This is a genomic window from Endozoicomonas sp. ONNA1 (assembly GCF_024606325.1).
Lineage (GTDB): Bacteria > Pseudomonadota > Gammaproteobacteria > Pseudomonadales > Endozoicomonadaceae > Endozoicomonas_A.
Window position 1 is genome coordinate 1 of the sequence record NZ_JAHHPN010000524.1, and the last position, 16631, is coordinate 16631.

Annotated in this window: 11 protein-coding genes; 3 read left to right on the forward strand and 8 right to left on the reverse strand. The window is 45.3% G+C overall.

The window, feature by feature from the left end; translation table 11 throughout:
- Nucleotides 1–23: 23 nt before the first annotated feature.
- On the forward strand, nucleotides 24–257 hold the full coding sequence (locus KDK19_RS12025) for a hypothetical protein (protein WP_257292048.1): 234 nt from the start codon (nucleotides 24–26) through the stop codon (nucleotides 255–257).
- Nucleotides 258–259: 2 nt separating this feature from the next.
- On the opposite strand, the gene KDK19_RS12030 is transcribed toward KDK19_RS12025, so the two are convergent.
- The 8 genes from KDK19_RS12030 to KDK19_RS12065 all read right to left on the reverse strand — a co-directional run bounded on the left by KDK19_RS12030 (nucleotide 260) and on the right by KDK19_RS12065 (nucleotide 14193).
- Nucleotides 260–3055 (reverse strand): UvrD-helicase domain-containing protein, encoded by a 2796-nt coding sequence (locus KDK19_RS12030; RefSeq protein ID WP_257292049.1) that lies wholly within the window; start codon nucleotides 3053–3055, stop codon nucleotides 260–262.
- Nucleotides 3056–3124: 69 nt separating this feature from the next.
- On the reverse strand, nucleotides 3125–4267 hold the full coding sequence (gene mcrC / locus KDK19_RS12035) for a 5-methylcytosine-specific restriction endonuclease system specificity protein McrC (RefSeq protein WP_257292050.1): 1143 nt from the start codon (nucleotides 4265–4267) through the stop codon (nucleotides 3125–3127).
- Complete coding sequence (locus KDK19_RS12040) at nucleotides 4264–6462, reverse strand: AAA family ATPase (protein WP_257292051.1); 2199 nt, start codon at nucleotides 6460–6462, stop codon at nucleotides 4264–4266. The genes mcrC and KDK19_RS12040 overlap by 4 nt, the downstream gene beginning before the upstream one ends.
- Nucleotides 6463–6586: 124 nt before the next feature.
- The gene (locus KDK19_RS12045; protein ID WP_257292052.1) at nucleotides 6587–8506 is read right to left on the reverse strand and encodes a type I restriction-modification system subunit M; all 1920 of its coding nucleotides are present in this window, start codon (nucleotides 8504–8506) and stop codon (nucleotides 6587–6589) included.
- 2 nt (nucleotides 8507–8508) lie between these two features.
- Entirely contained in the window at nucleotides 8509–9711 is a 1203-nt protein-coding gene (locus KDK19_RS12050; RefSeq protein WP_257292053.1) for a restriction endonuclease subunit S, read from the reverse strand.
- On the reverse strand, nucleotides 9708–12119 hold the full coding sequence (locus KDK19_RS12055; RefSeq protein WP_257292054.1) for a DEAD/DEAH box helicase family protein: 2412 nt from the start codon (nucleotides 12117–12119) through the stop codon (nucleotides 9708–9710). The genes KDK19_RS12050 and KDK19_RS12055 overlap by 4 nt, the downstream gene beginning before the upstream one ends.
- Nucleotides 12120–12307: 188 nt before the next feature.
- Nucleotides 12308–13582: a class I SAM-dependent DNA methyltransferase gene (locus KDK19_RS12060; protein ID WP_257292055.1), complete on the reverse strand. Its 1275-nt coding sequence runs from the start codon at nucleotides 13580–13582 to the stop codon at nucleotides 12308–12310.
- A complete protein-coding gene (locus KDK19_RS12065; RefSeq protein ID WP_257292056.1) occupies nucleotides 13579–14193 on the reverse strand; it encodes a restriction endonuclease subunit S in 615 nt (204 codons plus the stop codon). Before KDK19_RS12065 ends, KDK19_RS12060 begins: the two co-directional genes overlap by 4 nt.
- A gap of 193 nt (nucleotides 14194–14386) precedes the next feature.
- On the opposite strand from KDK19_RS12065, the gene KDK19_RS12070 reads away from it, so the two are divergent.
- Together KDK19_RS12070 and KDK19_RS12075 are read left to right on the forward strand one after the other, a co-directional pair.
- The gene (locus tag KDK19_RS12070; RefSeq protein WP_257253144.1) at nucleotides 14387–15712 is read left to right on the forward strand and encodes a PD-(D/E)XK nuclease family protein; all 1326 of its coding nucleotides are present in this window, start codon (nucleotides 14387–14389) and stop codon (nucleotides 15710–15712) included.
- Between the two features lie 19 nt (nucleotides 15713–15731).
- Complete coding sequence (locus KDK19_RS12075; protein WP_257253143.1) at nucleotides 15732–16493, forward strand: hypothetical protein; 762 nt, start codon at nucleotides 15732–15734, stop codon at nucleotides 16491–16493.
- The last annotated feature ends 138 nt before the right edge of the window (nucleotides 16494–16631 follow it).

Sequence of the window (16631 nt, forward strand, 5' to 3'; positions counted from 1 at the left end):
GTCATTACTGAGCGGAGAAAAACATGGCCACCACTAACATCTGGCAGCAGTTCAAATCACTGATCCCGGAAGGAAGCAAGGTTATAGCTACGATCACCGCACTCAATGGCAATGGAACCAGTCAGGCAACCCTGCGGGATGGTTCAATTATCACCGTTAAGGGTGAGTCAGTTTCAGCTGGTTCAAGTGTTTTTATTGATAAGGGGGAAATAGCCGGGCAAGCACCAAGCTTGCCGTTGTATGAGGCTAAAGTGTAAATTCAGGGTGAAGAGTTTTGCTGATTATTGCTTTCAAGGATCTGAGTATCACAGATACATCGCAGCTCACCATTCTGACGAGTGTAGTGAGCAAGAGTTTGTTTCTTAAGATCATTTTTAATCAAAACCTCAACTCCATCAGCCGCAGTGAACCAACAAGAAGATTTTAACAGGTTCAGGAAGGAACTTTTGTCATCTGGAATGGTTTTCCACCATACCGGTCGACCTTCCCAGTTATTATTGAATCTGTAGCCTTCAGATTTCAACAGATCTTTTATTGATCGGGTAGGGATTGAGCCATAACCAATCATGCTCATGACTCTGGCAGTCAGTCGGCTTTCCTTTGGTTGTGGGGGAGGAAAGGAAAGCCAGTCAATAGTGCTCCAGGGAATCTCTTGAAGGAATGGAGATGGTTTGTCTGAGTCTGTCAGTATATATAAATCATCAGCTGCCCGAGTTATAGCGACATAAAAAAGTCGCTGCTCATCATCTATCAACTTATTCAGGCTATCTCCAAATATCTGATTAAAAACCCAGTCAGGGTGAATAAGAGGATAGGCCTGACCCGTAACTTCTAGAAGAATAACTGAATGACTCTCTAAACCTTTGTATTGATGGGTGGTAGATATAGTGACTTTGTGGCTGTCTTCTTTCGGAAGGAAGGAACGTAAATGCTCAAGAAAGGCATCCAGAGTCTTTCCTTTAGCTTTGGTGCTTTTTTTGAAATTGATGTAGTATCCCAGCCCATTGCGTCTGCCTAGCAATACAACAGGTTTGCCTTGTTTTATAATTTTTGTAACTAAACGTAGTATTATCGGTGTTATGAAATCTCCATCAAATGATTCCTTCTCTAAATCGGTTGGAATAAAATTACCGAAATCTATCTTATAGACATTACCCAAGTCATTTCGTGCAGCTAAAGCAGGCTTACCAAGCCCACTCATAACGGCGTTTCCTGTGTTCACTATCTGTTTGGCAGATCGATAGTTTGTTGACAAATTGAGACAGCAAGGTTCTTTACTTGTACTGGAAAAATACCGCTCGAAGTTTTTAAAATATTTGAGATCAGAACCAGCAAAGCCATTTATTGCTTGCCAGTCGTCACCTACACAGAAGTATTCTGCTGAACTGTTGACGTCCATAACAGCATGAATCATTTGCATAAAAAGTTGTGAAAAATCTTGATATTCATCAATTAGAATGTATCTCAGTAACTTAAGATCACCTGAGCCGTGAGCTTTTCTTAAGAATGTAGTGTTTCCTGATTGTATTTGCTGAATAGCTCTTTGTAGAAGTCCGTCAAAATCTTCTTCTCCTTGTTCCGTTAACTGCTCGAGGTAAGTTTCATAAAACTTATGCCCAAGCTCAATAAATTGTCTCTCAATTTCATTCGTAGCTGTATGTTTAATAATCCGGTTGAGTAGTTCTTTTGGAGATAGAGACATTTTTCGGCAGCGTTGGACAAAGCTGGTCATTGCTCTGGAAAATCGGTCAACAGCCCTATGTTTGATTCTGCTCCAGATTTCCTGCTCAGTAAGTCTTATGGGTTTTATGCCATAATGTTCAAGGCATTCTTTTAAGTACTTATGAAATCCAGGCACACCACCATAGCTAAAATTCTCTGGTGTAAATTCGAGAAATAACCATTCTTGCTTTTGTTTCCAGAATTGTCTTTTTGCTTCTGACATCTCGTCATAATCGGGGTCACCAGTAAAACCAAAATACTCGATAATCAGACCTGAGTTTTGGCTCAATGAGATTGTGAAATCGGGCTTGTAATTAATGCCGTCCCAAAGAAAGTTTCTCTCATATTTATAAGGTATATTGTGTTCAAAGAGAAAGTCAGCAATAACTTTTTCTCCATAGGATTTAAGATAATCTCCTTTAAGGCTTTCTGTACGAATTGAGCGTCGATAAGCCAAGAACTCTTCAGGGCTTTTATCGTAACTGCCTTGAATAATCGCATTCCAGTCTTCCTGAAAGTTTGCCATCATCAGAGATCTTACCTTGTCTAAACCTTCAGGCGTTCTTAGGTAATTATCAATAATCTGTTGAATGCTTCGACTTTTTATCTGAGCCCCTTCCGGCTCATCATAGATTATATTTTCCTTCGGATGGACTAACGCATAGGCAAGAGCATGAAAAGTCATAATATGGGGAAGGTTGTTATCACCGAGTAAGTCAATGAAACGTTCCTGCATTTCTTTGGCTGCTTTTTTGTTGAAAGCTAATAGTAAAAGCTCTTTTGGTGCAACCTTGCAGTGTCGGATAAGAAATAGTGCTCGGTTGATAAGGGTGCGTGTTTTACCGCTGCCAGCACGAGCGATAAGCTGAAGATTTTTACCGGTAGTTCCGCAAGCCAGAGCTTGTTCCTTATCTAACATTGTTTCTGTGTGTTCTTTCACCCATTGAGAAACAAGATCCGTTTTAATATCAGTATAATCTTGATTAGATATGTGATTCCTTATTTGACTTTTTTGATAATTTTTGTCCATAGTCAAAAAATCTTTGTTGAACCAATCTTGGATTATCAGTTTTGCTTCAGCCAGCTTTTCGGCTTTTACTTGCAAGGCTTCTTTTTGTATGGCTTCTTCTTGTTTTTTACGCTTTATTTTATTTTCTTTCTCTCTGTTATAGTTGGGTATTGTTTTGGTACTGGTGTCGATTAACTTTAATTCTGTGTTAGTAGCGTAAATATTTTTATTTTTAAAACTCACAAATAAAAGATCATGTCCATGTTTTTTGATAATTTGACCTTCTCCGAATTTTTCATGGCGGACCTTATCACCCTTTTCCATAAGCTTTCCTGATCTTATTTATGTGTAATTTAACTTGTTGTTATTTAAAAGAATAAGTATTATGACATTTTAAACTGTATCCATTAGAGAGGGATCTAGGTTAAAACATTTAAAGAGAATGTTTAATAGCTGCCTCCGAACAACAGCTGAACTCTCCCCCAAGTCCACCGTGCAAAAATAGATCCGATGACCCTGAATCTCCACCATCTCGTTCACCATGCAATCAATAGCAGGATGCAGCAGCAAACCAGTTGTAGATAACGATTGAGGATTGTCAGGGGCTTCCTGACTCCTCAGATAAGCATACATTTGATAAATATAACCACTTCTAAGGCTATTTTCCCGGAAGTTCCCGCTGGTGGTGATGGCATTGAATTTTGTATCAATAACCAGTCTGTCTCCAGTCTTTCGCCTGTCGATGATAATATCTGTCTTCATTCCCGGTAGAATAGCCTCTATACCGGCTGTTTTATTGGAAACCTGCCAGTTGAACTGCTTACCAGCAGAAACACCCCATTCATTCTTATCAAGGGCGACAGCATAAAAACCAGCAACAGCCTTTTCAAACAGTTTTCGAAGCCATTCATTTTTCTTGTCTGGCGCTGATAGATATAATTGTCCATCCTCTTCAGTGGGTAGTGCCAATGAAAAAACCAAATCGGCGACTGCCACCATAACCTGGTCTTCATGGTCGTGGCGACCAAAACGCTCAGATCGGCTGTTATACCGCTCAGGCTTGCCTTGACTAACACCAAGTCTGCCTAGGCTCATAGCCAGCGTGCGACATCTACGAATTAATGAGCCTTTGATATTCAGCTTTTGCAATTGCTCTAATGCCTCACGAACATATCGGTTGCGAGGGGTATTAATGGTTAGTTCATCAAATGAGCAGAAGACCTTTCCCTTATCCAGCAGACGATTGCGCTCCGTAATGAGCATGTCTACTCGACCGCGAACTCGGTTGATGGCATCGAAGCGCTTGTTATAGCCGAAGCTGAGATTACGCATTAAACGCTGCTCAACCTGATGGCAGAGAACCTCTGCGACCAGCTCGGCGATTTCTTCGGGATTATCCTCAACCTCAACTCTCTTGCTGCCAAGATATCGATAAAGATCTGAAGCATAGAGCATCAACAGCCATAAATTGCGCACAGGAATCTTCCCGATGCGCCTTATAGGTGTTGGATCTACGATGATAGGAGCAGAGATCATAAGCCTTCAACCAATGACTCCTGAGCTTTAAGGGCTCGCTCACTATCATCAAACCAATACTCTTCGAGAAGAGGCCCGATTTCAGACTCCACGACGTCTTTATACCAGATAACCGGGTCACTAACCGGATTGTTGAAGGCAGGGGTAACATAACTGTGACCAACTATAAACTGAGGCCCAAGATTCTTATCCTTTGCGATCTCTTCATTCAGTGAGTTCAGTCGCTGTTCAATCAGCTCTAAAAAGTCTAACTCAACACCCGCTTTTTCATGGACCCAGTTACGCCATGGTTTGCCAAAGGTTGGCTGCAGATTGAAGTAAGCAAAGCGGCGGCGCAGAGCCAGATCCACCAGTGCCAGTGAGCGGTCAGCAATATTCATGGTACCAATAACATATAAATTATTCGGAATATGCACTCGTTCTTGATCGTTGCGGCGGTAGCTTAATTCCAGTGCTTCACTGGGAGTCCGCTTATCTGCCTCCAGCAAAGTCAACATCTCACCAAATATCTGCGCAGGGTTTCCCCTGTTGATCTCTTCAATAACCACAACATATTTGGTTGAGGCATCTTTTTTTGCCTGATTGATCATTTCCAGAAATGGCCCATCAACCAGTGATAGTCTGCCATCGCCAGCAGGACGCCAACCGCGTACAAAGTCTTCATAGGAAAGGTTGGGATGGAATTGCACAGCACGAAGTGTACTGTCGTTTTTCTGTCCCATTTGAGCAAAGGCCAGTTTTTTCGCGAGCCAGGTTTTACCAGTGCCAGGTGGCCCCTGAAGGACCAGGTTCTTTTTTCTGTTTAGCTGAGACAAAATTTTCTGAATCATGTCACGCTCAAGAAAGCAGCCTTCTTCAATAATGTCATCAATTGAGTAGGCTTTTATTGGAGACCCAATCTCCGCTGTATCATTCTCTTCCTGCGGATCAACCGTCGAGCCAGTATCACCCTTATCTGTGGATGGTCCGCTATCTTTAAAGTGCCAGGCAGCTAACGATAGCTCGGGGTAAGAGTTAACAGGGTAAGCATCCTCTTTAAATCTGGACTCAAGCTCTTCCAATACCGCTAGGTAATCCTTGAAAGTGCAGTACCGCTTGTCACTATTTTGTCCAATTTCTGTGCTCAGCTTTTTGGTGATAAATAAACGTGAGCGCTTGTCGAGCGGGACAAAGCTCCATGGTCGAATCCAGTACAGTGCCATGGTTAAATTCCAGCCAATACCAACCTGACCAGTAACCTGATCATAAGCCTGGCTGAAAGAGAGTCGGGCTTCTTCACCATCATTATCAGAAAAATATACTGCTGTTGCCAAAAAATCCCAAAGAGACTGAATATCATCAGGTTGTCTGCGATCCTCTCCGGCAAAGAACCAGGATTTCTGATTGTTGAGAGTAGGAATACTCTCAAAAGACTCGGGTATGGTTTCAGTTACCCCCAGAAAGTCAGCCATGCGTTGGGCGATGATACTGCGATTGGTGTCAGTGAGCCCGCGATTAAACAGTCCTATTGTGGTAAAAGGGCAGATATCATCCAGATCTTTATCCTTGATGTACGAAAGGTTTAGCTCATCAGCCAGCGATTTTACAAAATTGAGTAGAGGTTGACGATCATCTTTGTAATCCAGCAGCTTGTCAGCTATTGCTTCATAGAATGGAGTCCATTTAAAGCGCTGCCTGTCAGTGAGTGTATCACCGAAGCGGTCTTTCCATTGGGGCGAATTTCTGAAGCGGTCAATATCCTGAGGTTTGTCATGAAATGCAAAATCAATCAAACCTTCGGAATCCCAATTATCGGGAGTGATCCGCCAGATTGTTCCCCTGTAGGTATAAAAGTACCACTCACGGGTAATTTCAAAGCGTGGCTGCCAATCCACATCCACAAAACGGCCATCTCCCCGGTTCTTTTTGATGACCCCTATCACTTTGATACCCATCACTGAAACGGTCTGTTTCCGGTTATCAAAAGGAAGGCCGCGTTTTCGGGTGTAAGCCGATTTAATGGCAATAAGATCACCCGGCTGCATGGAATTTACCAGGTCCAGGTGTTTATCTTCATAGCCATTTTGCCAGATGCCCTCATCAAGGAATCGCTTGGTCTGATCTTCCCGACCATAGGCGGCTCCGACAAACCAAAACGAACGAGGTCTTTTTTTTGGGCTGGTGGCTAGCTCTTCCGTTGGTTGCAGCGCATGCATCAGCTACTTTCCTTGGCGTATATCAATATTGGTGAGGTGTAAGAGCCAAGCCTGTTCTCACTGAATGACGATAAGAAGTATGGCCTGCCCTTTACTGTGAAGTGTCAACTTAGCCTGCCAGATTTTATAGAAGCTTTGACAGTGCACTCATAGCATCATCAATAATCTTCTGTTGCAGCTGAATGTTAGCAATCACCTCCTGTGGTGTACGAGTATCCACTTTGACAACGGTATTCGGGTTGACCGCTTTCAGGTCGAAAACGGCGGCATCGATGTCATCGGCTTTAGCTCTGAGCCCACGGGCAGCTTTTTCACGCTGGCTGATCTGAGTTTGTAGCTCATCAATCTGCGCCGTCGCTACCTTGTCTTTCTTGTACTGCTTGAGTCGCTCTTTCATATTGATGACTTCCGCCTTGATGGTATCTGCCTCTTCCAACAGTGGTTGCATCTCCTCTCGGGCTTTGGCCCGGCGTGCAGCAAAATCCACTGTCCAGGAGTAGCGACTGTTGCCTTCCTCTTTGCCATGGTTTTGAAGCATCCTGGCGTAGCTGGGGAACGGCTTGTCGCTGTTGGACTCGTCAGATTGCCAGTCGGCAATCAGGTTAACGGGCAGCTTATCGTCATCAAGGATGGCACCGCGTTTATCAAAGCCAAAGTGGGCTAGAGTCAACGGCGTTTTCTTACCCACTTTGACGTGGGTCAGATCATAGTACCAAATCTGATCGGTCTTTTTACCTTTATTGAAAAACAGCAGGTTGGTCTTGACACCTGCTCCGGCAGTCGAGAATACACCACCGGGCAGGCTGACAATGCCCCACAGGTCACATTCGTTCACCAGCTTGCGTTTGGTTTCCACAAAGGCGGTTTCATTGGTTCGGAATAACAAACCTTCATCCAGAACGATGCCGCAGCGTCCGTCAGTGGCCAGTTCAGTCAGAATATCCTGAACAAAAAGCACCTGAGTGGCACCGGTTTTAAAGGCGTAGTTGCCTTGGGCATCTTTACCTTCTTTGCCGCCGAATGGTGGATTGGTCAGGATGACATCAAAGGTTTTTGGTGCCTCGGCAAACAGGGCGTCATAGGTGGCACGCTTGGTAAGGGTGTTGCCATGCCAGAGGTTTGGCTGATCGATGCCATGAAGCACCAAATTGGCCAGACCGATGGGCAGTACCAGGTTCTCTTTCTCACGGCCAAAAAACGTCTTGTGTTTAAGGGTATCAATATCGGTAGATGACGGAGATTCCCCTAAGCCCTGGGTCATGTGCTCGTTGGCAACGGCGAGAAAGCCACCGGTGCCGCAACAGGGGTCATAAACCGTTTCATTAACCTGCGGGTTTAGGGTGTGCACCATGGCACGGATCACTTCTCGGGGGGTAAAGAACTGGCCACCATCGGAATTCTTCTCACCCATTTTCAGCAGCAGGTCTTCATACACTTGGGACAGTGTGAAAAAGTGGGTGTCGTCTACATGATCAATATTAATCTCATGCACCCGGTCCAGCACATCCAGAAGGTTGGCTTCGCTATCAATGCGGATTTTTTCCACAGCGGTCATGATACGACCAATAATGCGCTGCTTGGGTGTGGCATTGGGGTTGGGCAGCTTGGTGCGCGGGTCAACATCCAGTCTGTGAAGATGCGGCAGGAGATCATCATTGATAAAGTCAAAAAACTTGCCGCTGCCCAAGGCAAACAGTTCGTTTCTGAGCCAGCCCCGAGGTTTTCCATCGGTGGTTTTTGGATGGTCTTCCTTTTCTGAATAGGGAGCAGCCCAGTCCTGCCAGCGGTAGGGGCTGACCAGTGCTGGGAAGAAACTCTGACCCACCGCTTCCGCTTCTTCTCGAGCTTTGGCTTCCTGATCATCCAGAATTCGCAGAAACAGAATCCAGGTCAGTTCGGGCACATACTGCAAGGCACTGGCGCAGTTGGAGCGGCGCATAATGTCGCAGATGGACTTTACGAAGGAGGAGAGCGATTGGGTGGAGGCAATCGCTTTCGGCTGTTTGGTTTTTCGGCTGCTTTTTGACGTATTTGTTGCGGACATAGTTAATGATTGAAAGTCTGGGTAAGTAATTTGGTTGGCATCAATTTGGTGTCAGCAATAATCTGTTTTGCCGACTGTTCAGCGGTTCCTATGAGTTTTCTGGATGCCTTGACCAGTTGGATAATCTTAAGTTGCACATCCTTATCCGGAAGCGGGACAGGTATGGATCGGATGGTTTTTTGAGAGATATTTCTCATCGAATCGCTGGACCCGGTGGCATTACTCTCTATATGGTCTCGGGCTTCAGAGAGTCGCAAAATACACAGCAAAAACTCCGGCAGAATTTTATCTTCCCGAAGAACCAGTCTTAAGGTTTTATCCGACAATAGACGAAACGGATAGTCTTCATCCACATAAACTGCGGCACCCACCAGCTCCAGTGTGTTTGCTCTGGAGATGATAAGGTCACCTTTCCTTACCTTGTGATGTTCTGGTGGTTGGTAGCTGTCGTTTTCAAAGCGTTTTGCTTCTGTAGGCTGGAATTCAGACCAGCTTACAGCACTGACTTTAAGAATGCCATATTCGTTGCTGTTGGCGAGCTGCTCTGAAGTCTTCAGACTTTTGCCAGCCTCAATGGTGATGAGAAGTGACTCTAACGATATACGTTTGACCCCTTTTAAGTTCTGTTCAACCTTTTGATTTTGTCTCTTTCTCAATAAGGACAAATCTTTAAGTTGTACTTCTGCTGCTTCACGTGCGCTACCTACTTCCACCATTTGCCCTTCAAGCTTGGATGCAATTTTAATTTGATCCACTACTTTATCTGGAATATCCACAATGAAATTCTCAAGCGCCGTTTTTGATACTTCTGCAAATGTTGCTCCACTACCAAGAGCTTGGATATCACTCATCCGATATTTCAGCAAAAAATATAGGAAGTTATTGTTTATTTCAGGACCGCATACGAAGCTCTTACACCCTTGATTTGTGTAAAAATCACATTCAGAAATGGCAAGGTGTCCAATTGGAGCACGAGATGACATAACCACTGAACCTTTTGTGATCTTAGAAAGGTTACAGCTATCCAGACCTTTTTGAGTGATCGTACGTTCGCTCGAGCATATAAGCTTACTTTTGAGCTTTCCCAAGTCTGTAGGGGTTATCCAAACAAAATCACCACTCCAATATTCGGATATTGCTGATTTTGGGGTTGTACCACTGATGATAGTTGTAATATCACCAAGCCTTTTCTGTACCCATTTCATACCCCAAATAACCTCCCTTTAGCCTCAATCATCACATCCACAGGCTTACCCAGAGCACTCAATGCACGCAAACCACCAGCCCGTTCAATTTCCGGCACCTTCCACAGTGCCGGTGTCTCAAGAGCTTCTGTCCCGTTCTGGCTAAACTGATGCCCAAGCCCTTTCAGCACATTGGCCGCTTTTTCATCCATTCCGTCAAACCAGTCCCGGTTATTGTTCAGGTACTGCTGGCTACGTTCTGTACGCTTAAGGGCAGCCACTTTGTAGCCGTGGTGACCAAAAAAGTCATAAAGGTCAAAATCATTCATCTTGTCAAAATCACGGATTACATCTGGCATAAAGTTGTCGCCTAACAGGTGATCAATCAGCTGCTTGCGCCTTTGGGTTTCAATCCAGACCGAGCGAAAATCGTCCAGATTACTGGCTTCGCTCAGTACCCGCTGGATCATCTCCTTGCGGTATTCATCCACCGGAATAGGTACTTCACGACCATCGCGAACACTGAGAATAAAACTGCCCTGCGGTGTAATTCCCACAGGTGAGCCACCAAATTCCGCAATGGTGGGCGTTACCGGATCATCGCCACCTTCATCGTCACCACCACTGCCGCCACCATTGCCGCTGCCGCCCGGACGGGGTGGTTTGGTAATAAAGTCGGTGCCAAACAGTTTGGTTACATCGGTATAGTCATACAGCCAGAATTTGTATTTGCTGGTCTCTTCGTGAATGCGGGTGCCACGTCCCACCATTTGATAAAACTTGATGGGGGATTGCAGGTAACGGAAAAAGACAACGGCATTAAGGCGTTCGATATCCACACCGGCTTCCAGCAGATCCACGGTGCAGGCAATAAAGGCCCGGTCAGCGGAGCCGCGCATGGGTTCGATCAGGTCAGAGCCGTTATTCGCGCCTCCCATGCATTTAAAGGCATAAAGGTCAGTGGGCGTTTGGTTTTGCTCTTTGCACCATTGGCTGTAGAGGTTGTTCATATGCATGGCAACACGGTCGGCATGAATTTCCCGGTTACAGAAGATAATCACTTTCTGCTCCGGTCCGCCGTTTTTGCAGAGCAGCTGGAACAGGTCTTCACACATTTTCGGGGTGCGCAGCTCGACAAAGATTTCATCATCAAAATCTTTGCCAGTGTACTGATCTTTGGTCAGCTCTGCTTCTGTGATGGGCTGCCCGGTTTTGATATTGACCGCTTTCGCCGCAAGGATCTCTTTTTTGGTAAAGGTTCGACTGTCAATATTTGCCTTGCGTTTAACAATCTCACAGGCAGAGAGATAGCCATCTTCTTGAGCTTGCGTTAGGGTATACTCGTAAACCGGTTCACCAAAGTATTTGACATTGTTAGCAGTGATTTGTGTGTCTTCTTCGGTTGCGTGTTTGGACTCAACAAGCTTTCTGGGGGTAGCTGTCAGGCCAATATGAATGGCGTCCGGGTTGCGGGTGAGCACCTCTGACCATTTGCCCCAGGCGGAACGATGACACTCATCAATAACAATGACACTGAAGGCATTTTCTCCGTAATGTTGGCTCAGGAAGCTGGCGAATTTTTCCGGGCTTGTCTCTTCACCATCAATGCCAAGGGTTTGATAGGTGGCAATGTGTATACGGGCATTTTTAGCTGCATTGCTGCCTTTCTCGGTTTTTACGATACGGGCATTATCGCCAAAAGCCGCTTTCATTTTGCTGTAGGCCTGCTCCCGCAACTCATCTCGGTCACATAAAAACAGGGCCGGTTTGTTCAGGCGGCCTGCTTCATTCAAACGCCATAGCAGGTTGGTGACAATAATGGTTTTGCCTGCACCCGTGGCCAGAGTGAGTAATACACGAGCAGGTTCCCCTTGTTGCTGGCAGCGTAAAATCTTCTCGAATGCAGCACGAATAGCGGCATCCTGATAGTAACGGGGCTTTGACCAGGCAGGACTGTCCGCCATGAACATGATCTTTGCTTCAGGAGTATGAAGATCAATGCTGGTGTCTTTAGCGTACCGGGCTGTCAGTGTTGGATGATCCGGAAAGTCTGGCATTTGGAACGGTCCGGTTTGCATATTTGTCGTAAAGTCATACTCACCATAGCGGTGACCGTTCGATGAAAAGACGTATTTTGCATCGAAGCGTTTGCACTCGGCGTAGCCCTTTGCCTGCTGCATGCCTTTGAATGGATCTTCACTCTCCTTTTTGGCTTCTAAAACAGCAACCGGGAGAGGTTTTGGCATACTACCTACCTGAACACACAGCAAGTAGTCGGTTCTACCCGGCCCTTTTCTGCGCCTGCCCTTAACTCCAGTGGGTTCAACTGGTGCCGGTGTTTCCAATTTGATCCATTGGTTTAGATACCCTTTTTCACGCAGAATAGGGTCGATGAGATGATAACGAGTTTCTTCTTCGTTATAGGACATAGTGAGTTCCTTTCAGTGAGTACTGCGTACAGAATCAGCAGGACGCTACCGCCAGTGGCTTGTGCTACCGTTTTTACTGACGATAGAGAGCAGAAGGCCAGATAGCTCAATGAAAAAATAAACTGGTACGACAGGTTAACCGATATCCAGGGCATTGTATCTAGTGATATATGCCTTGAGCCACTGAATTATACCGATTCAAAATCCTTTAACAGCCGAGCCAGTTTTTTGCGGGCAGTGTCGTATTTTTTTTGCATTACGGCTAACTGTGCAAACTCAGCTTTGACAGATAATTGTTCGGTCTCTGTCTGTTTCTGAATATATTTCTGGATGCTCAGTGTATTACCTTGAGCGGCAATTTCTGTAAGCTCGACGGTTTTGTACCTTGAGTCGTTTGGTTGTTTTCCTGACAGGAGTTCCTTTATCAACCTGGCATCGTCATTGCTCAAAGAATGTCTTCGCCGAGATTTTGTGCCGATCTCACTGGCATCCACAAATATCACCGGTGCATTGACACTGCGACCCTTGTTGAGAATAAGCAAAGCCGGAGGTATTGCGGTAGAGTCCAGAATACCGGAGGGCAAGCCGATGATGGCCTCAACTAAACCGTTCTCTAGCAGATAGTCTCTTACTTTGGCGTCGTAACCACCCCTGAACAGCCAGCCCTGTGGCAACAACAGATAAGCTTTACCTTCCGGTTTCAGCATGCTGATTGCTTTTTGTATCCAGAGAGCATCACCAGCAGACGCTGGCAGTGTGTTACCTGTTGGTACTTTCAGGTAGTTTACTTTGGCCAGGCTTCGACGTTGATCTGCTGAGAAGCGCAAACCGAAAGGCGGCTCCATGACCACAATGTCAGCCTGGTGTTCATTGCTCAGGTCATGGCTGAGTGAATCGGCCTGGAGCAGTTCGAAGTTGTGGTTTTCCAGCAGCAGCAGCCGGTAGGCGATAATCCAGGTTTCACGGTGGTTTTCTTCCAGCAGGGCATACTCTGGGTTCAGGGCTGAAACTAATCGGGCTGGCCCAGCTGCGCCGCTGTATAATGTTTTTTGGCTACAGTTCCCCACCAAAATGGAGAAGAGAGTCAGTGTTGTCTGATTACTGCTACATGACCAGCCTTTTTTGCCCATGCGCTCTGTAACCGTCTCTAATATTTGAGAAAAGATGCTATAGTCTTTCAGCTCTGATGTCAGAGTGCAGGCTTGGCTCATTACATCGGAGTTCAGCTTGTTGATATCAGGGGCCTGGCCAATACCTTCTGGCCATCCCTGTTGCTCACTGAGTTTTAATCCGAGATCCTCCAGCTCCTTGTAATGTTGTGCAAATTCCAACTTAAGTGTTGCCTCAAACTCACAGGGTGCTTCTTTGGCGATCAGGCACAGGAATGAGAGCAGTTCGATCAGGTGCTCAGGCTCCATGTGGCCACGGGCTGTATCTAGTAATTCTATCAGTTGCTTTTTCATGCGATCACCTCCGCCTGAAAGAGCTGGTTAATGCAGGCAAGAGCGGTTCTCTTCTCCTGCTCAGCGAGTTGCAGTGCTTTTTGATAAGTATCGAGGCTGGTATGAAACAGTTCGGCAACCTGCTGTTGTTGGTCAAGTGAAGGTACAGGTATCTGAAGCTGCCTGATGTCTGCGGCACTAATGCTTTTAATCACACTACCCTTGTTAAGCGCTTCAAGTTCATTTTTACCTGCAGGCGTGTTGAAGTAGGCCACTATAGCCTGTCCCAAAGCGACGGATCTGTCTGGCCGAAGCAGCACAAAGTTGGCGGAGATGATGACATTTCGTTCGGCCACTTCTTTGGTGATATAAGCCGTGCGTATGGCGTTGCCTTTAGCAAGAATGACGATATCACCTTCCTGAACTGTAAAGCGTGGACTGCGTTTTATCTCTTTGATTTTCACTGGCTTCAGCAATGAGATGTTCACATTGCCGTGGAGGTCGAGTGCGTTGCCTGGCAGTAGGTATGCCGGTGAAATGTCATTAGTTTCAACAGTTTCATAGAGGCTGTTTGTGGCTCCGGTGGTCACTACGGTGCAAATACTCTGAATGGCGGATTGCCTGATTTTCATGATCGTTCTCCTAATACGATTCATCTTGGAATTAATCGTATTACTGAAACGAATGTGCGTCAAGCTTGAAATCGTTTTTTTGTTACGATTTTTTGTTGAGTGGATGGAGTTACGTTTGATAATGATATGTATCAATGCATAACTGTGCTGATTCTTTATGATGAAGACTTGTTTAAACATCGAGTTGTGCAAAATGGATCTTCACAGAGCTATTGAGCTTGTTGAGCAATTTATAGTTGACCCTCGTTACCAACAGGCAGTTGTGTACAATCAGTATCGACAGATTTTTGATGTCATCAGCCCGGGTGAAACCAGTCTCTCAAAAGTGATTGCATGGTTGCTGAACCCAAAGGAAGGGCATGGACTGGGTGACTACTTTATCAAAGCTTTGCTTCGGGATGCGGTCGCGAACGATCGTGAGATTTTTCCGTTAACCTTGTTGGATGTTGAGCAACTCGCACTGCAGAATCTCAATGTCTGCGTGGAATATTTACATGCCTATGGTGAAAATAAACGGTATATCGATATTTTAGCGACGGACTTGTCAAACAAGCTGATTATTGTTGTTGAGCACAAGTACGGAAGTAAGGAACAAAATAATCAGCTGGCGGCGTATTCGCAATGGGCTGAGTCGCTGGTGGAAAATGATCCTGATCTTCGATTGGTACGCATCCTTATGGATGGGCATGAGACTTTTACAAGGGAGATTTTGCAAAGCAGTGAGCAAGAAAAGTGGGCAATAGTCAGTCACCAATGGCTGATAACGGCGTTGGAAAATATAGTTCATACCGATTCTCTGCAAGAATCTGCTCGCTGGGTTCTGAAAGACCTGCTGATCCATTTAACAAGCCGCTACGATCTGGACGCTTCCTTTGCAGAGCCTTATGCCTTCATCAAGTCAATGGCGAGCGATCACAGAGAACTGGTAAAGAATAGCCGTCTGATAGAAGTGGAAACCACGGATGGTAAAAGACATAAATTGTACGAGTGGGATGATGTTGATTTTCTTCAATGGAAGTCTGTCCTTATGTCAGAGCAATACAGCCAGATAGGGCAACTTCATCAGTTTTTGGTTCAGAACGCTTCTTTATTATTATCGCTGGAGCAATATCACCATTTAGAGTGGATTGAAGAGAAACTGAATCAGACTTTTCCTGGTCAGTATACTTGTGATTTGTACCCAGGCGTCAAAACTTATTTAGAAATTTTCAAGAATGATTGGGAGAAATTTCAAAATAAAGAACAGGACTATTGGCCTTTCTACCTCGAATTGATTGATCAAACGGTGGGCGAGAAACGTCAGCATTGCTTGATAGTTTATGGGCGTAGAACCGCCTTTATTGAGCCAGATTTTGGAGATGCATTCGCCGCAAAATTCAATAAACGACTGGCGGTCGGGGCGGAGCGTCGTTATCGATTGGCAGAGGTTAAGTTAGAAGAGCCTACTACCAGCGAGTTGATGCTTGAAATAACCGAGATGCTAAAGCGAATCGATTCAGTATTATTGAGCATTTATTGATAAGTAAAGGAATTTTTCAATGGAAAAGGCTGACAAGAAAGTCGCCAATCTGGTTGTTCTGGCTGCTGGAAGCGCAGCCGCTGAAGCTGTGGGGGAGTGGCACAATAAAGTCTCTCAGCAGTCGTTACCAGATGATCTTGAGATTAAGATCTGTACATTGACTGACCGTATTGATGTGCTGCAACTGGAACTGTCTTCGTTGCTTGCTAAAGCGGATCTTATTTTCGTCGCATGTGGGGTTGATGCTGGCGCTTTGTCTTCCTTGTTGCTTCAACAATCGAAAAAAAGTGGGTTGACACCTGTTGTTCTTCTTTCTCGAGATGCAGCGTTAACTTTGGGTGATCTGGGGTTACTTCAAGATAAAGTGAGCGTTATCCGCAGTGATACAACATTAGCAATAATGATTGACAAACTGCTTGAGCCTCTGGTTTCTGAGCCTTTTGTTAGAGTTGATGTTGACGAATTTAAGTCGATTGTAACGCCTGGTTCTGAAGGGTTTCTAGCTGTAACTGTTTCCTCAGGTGATGATGCATCCTTTGATACCACTGAGCAGGCTTTAATAGTTTGCCGTAATGCGATGGCTGAAAAGCAGGGTTCTGCAAATATAATGGTCAGATTAACTGGGAAAGAAGCGACTTTTAGCTTTGGTGATTATATCCGAGCAGGTGAAGCTGTTGATGCATTTTCTAGCGATACCAGTAAAGTACTTGTGAGTACTAGTTGCTCAAAAGAACTATCTGAAGGGAGCTATGAAGCGGTTGTAACTTTTATGAAGGCGTAATCATATTTAACTTGGCAGGGAAAGGAAGAGTGATATCAAAAAATTCCGCCACCGGTTCCCCGCCCACCGCCAGTGAACAAGTGAGTATTACGCGCTCGTAGCTCAGCTGGATAGAGTACCTGGCTACGAACCAGGCGG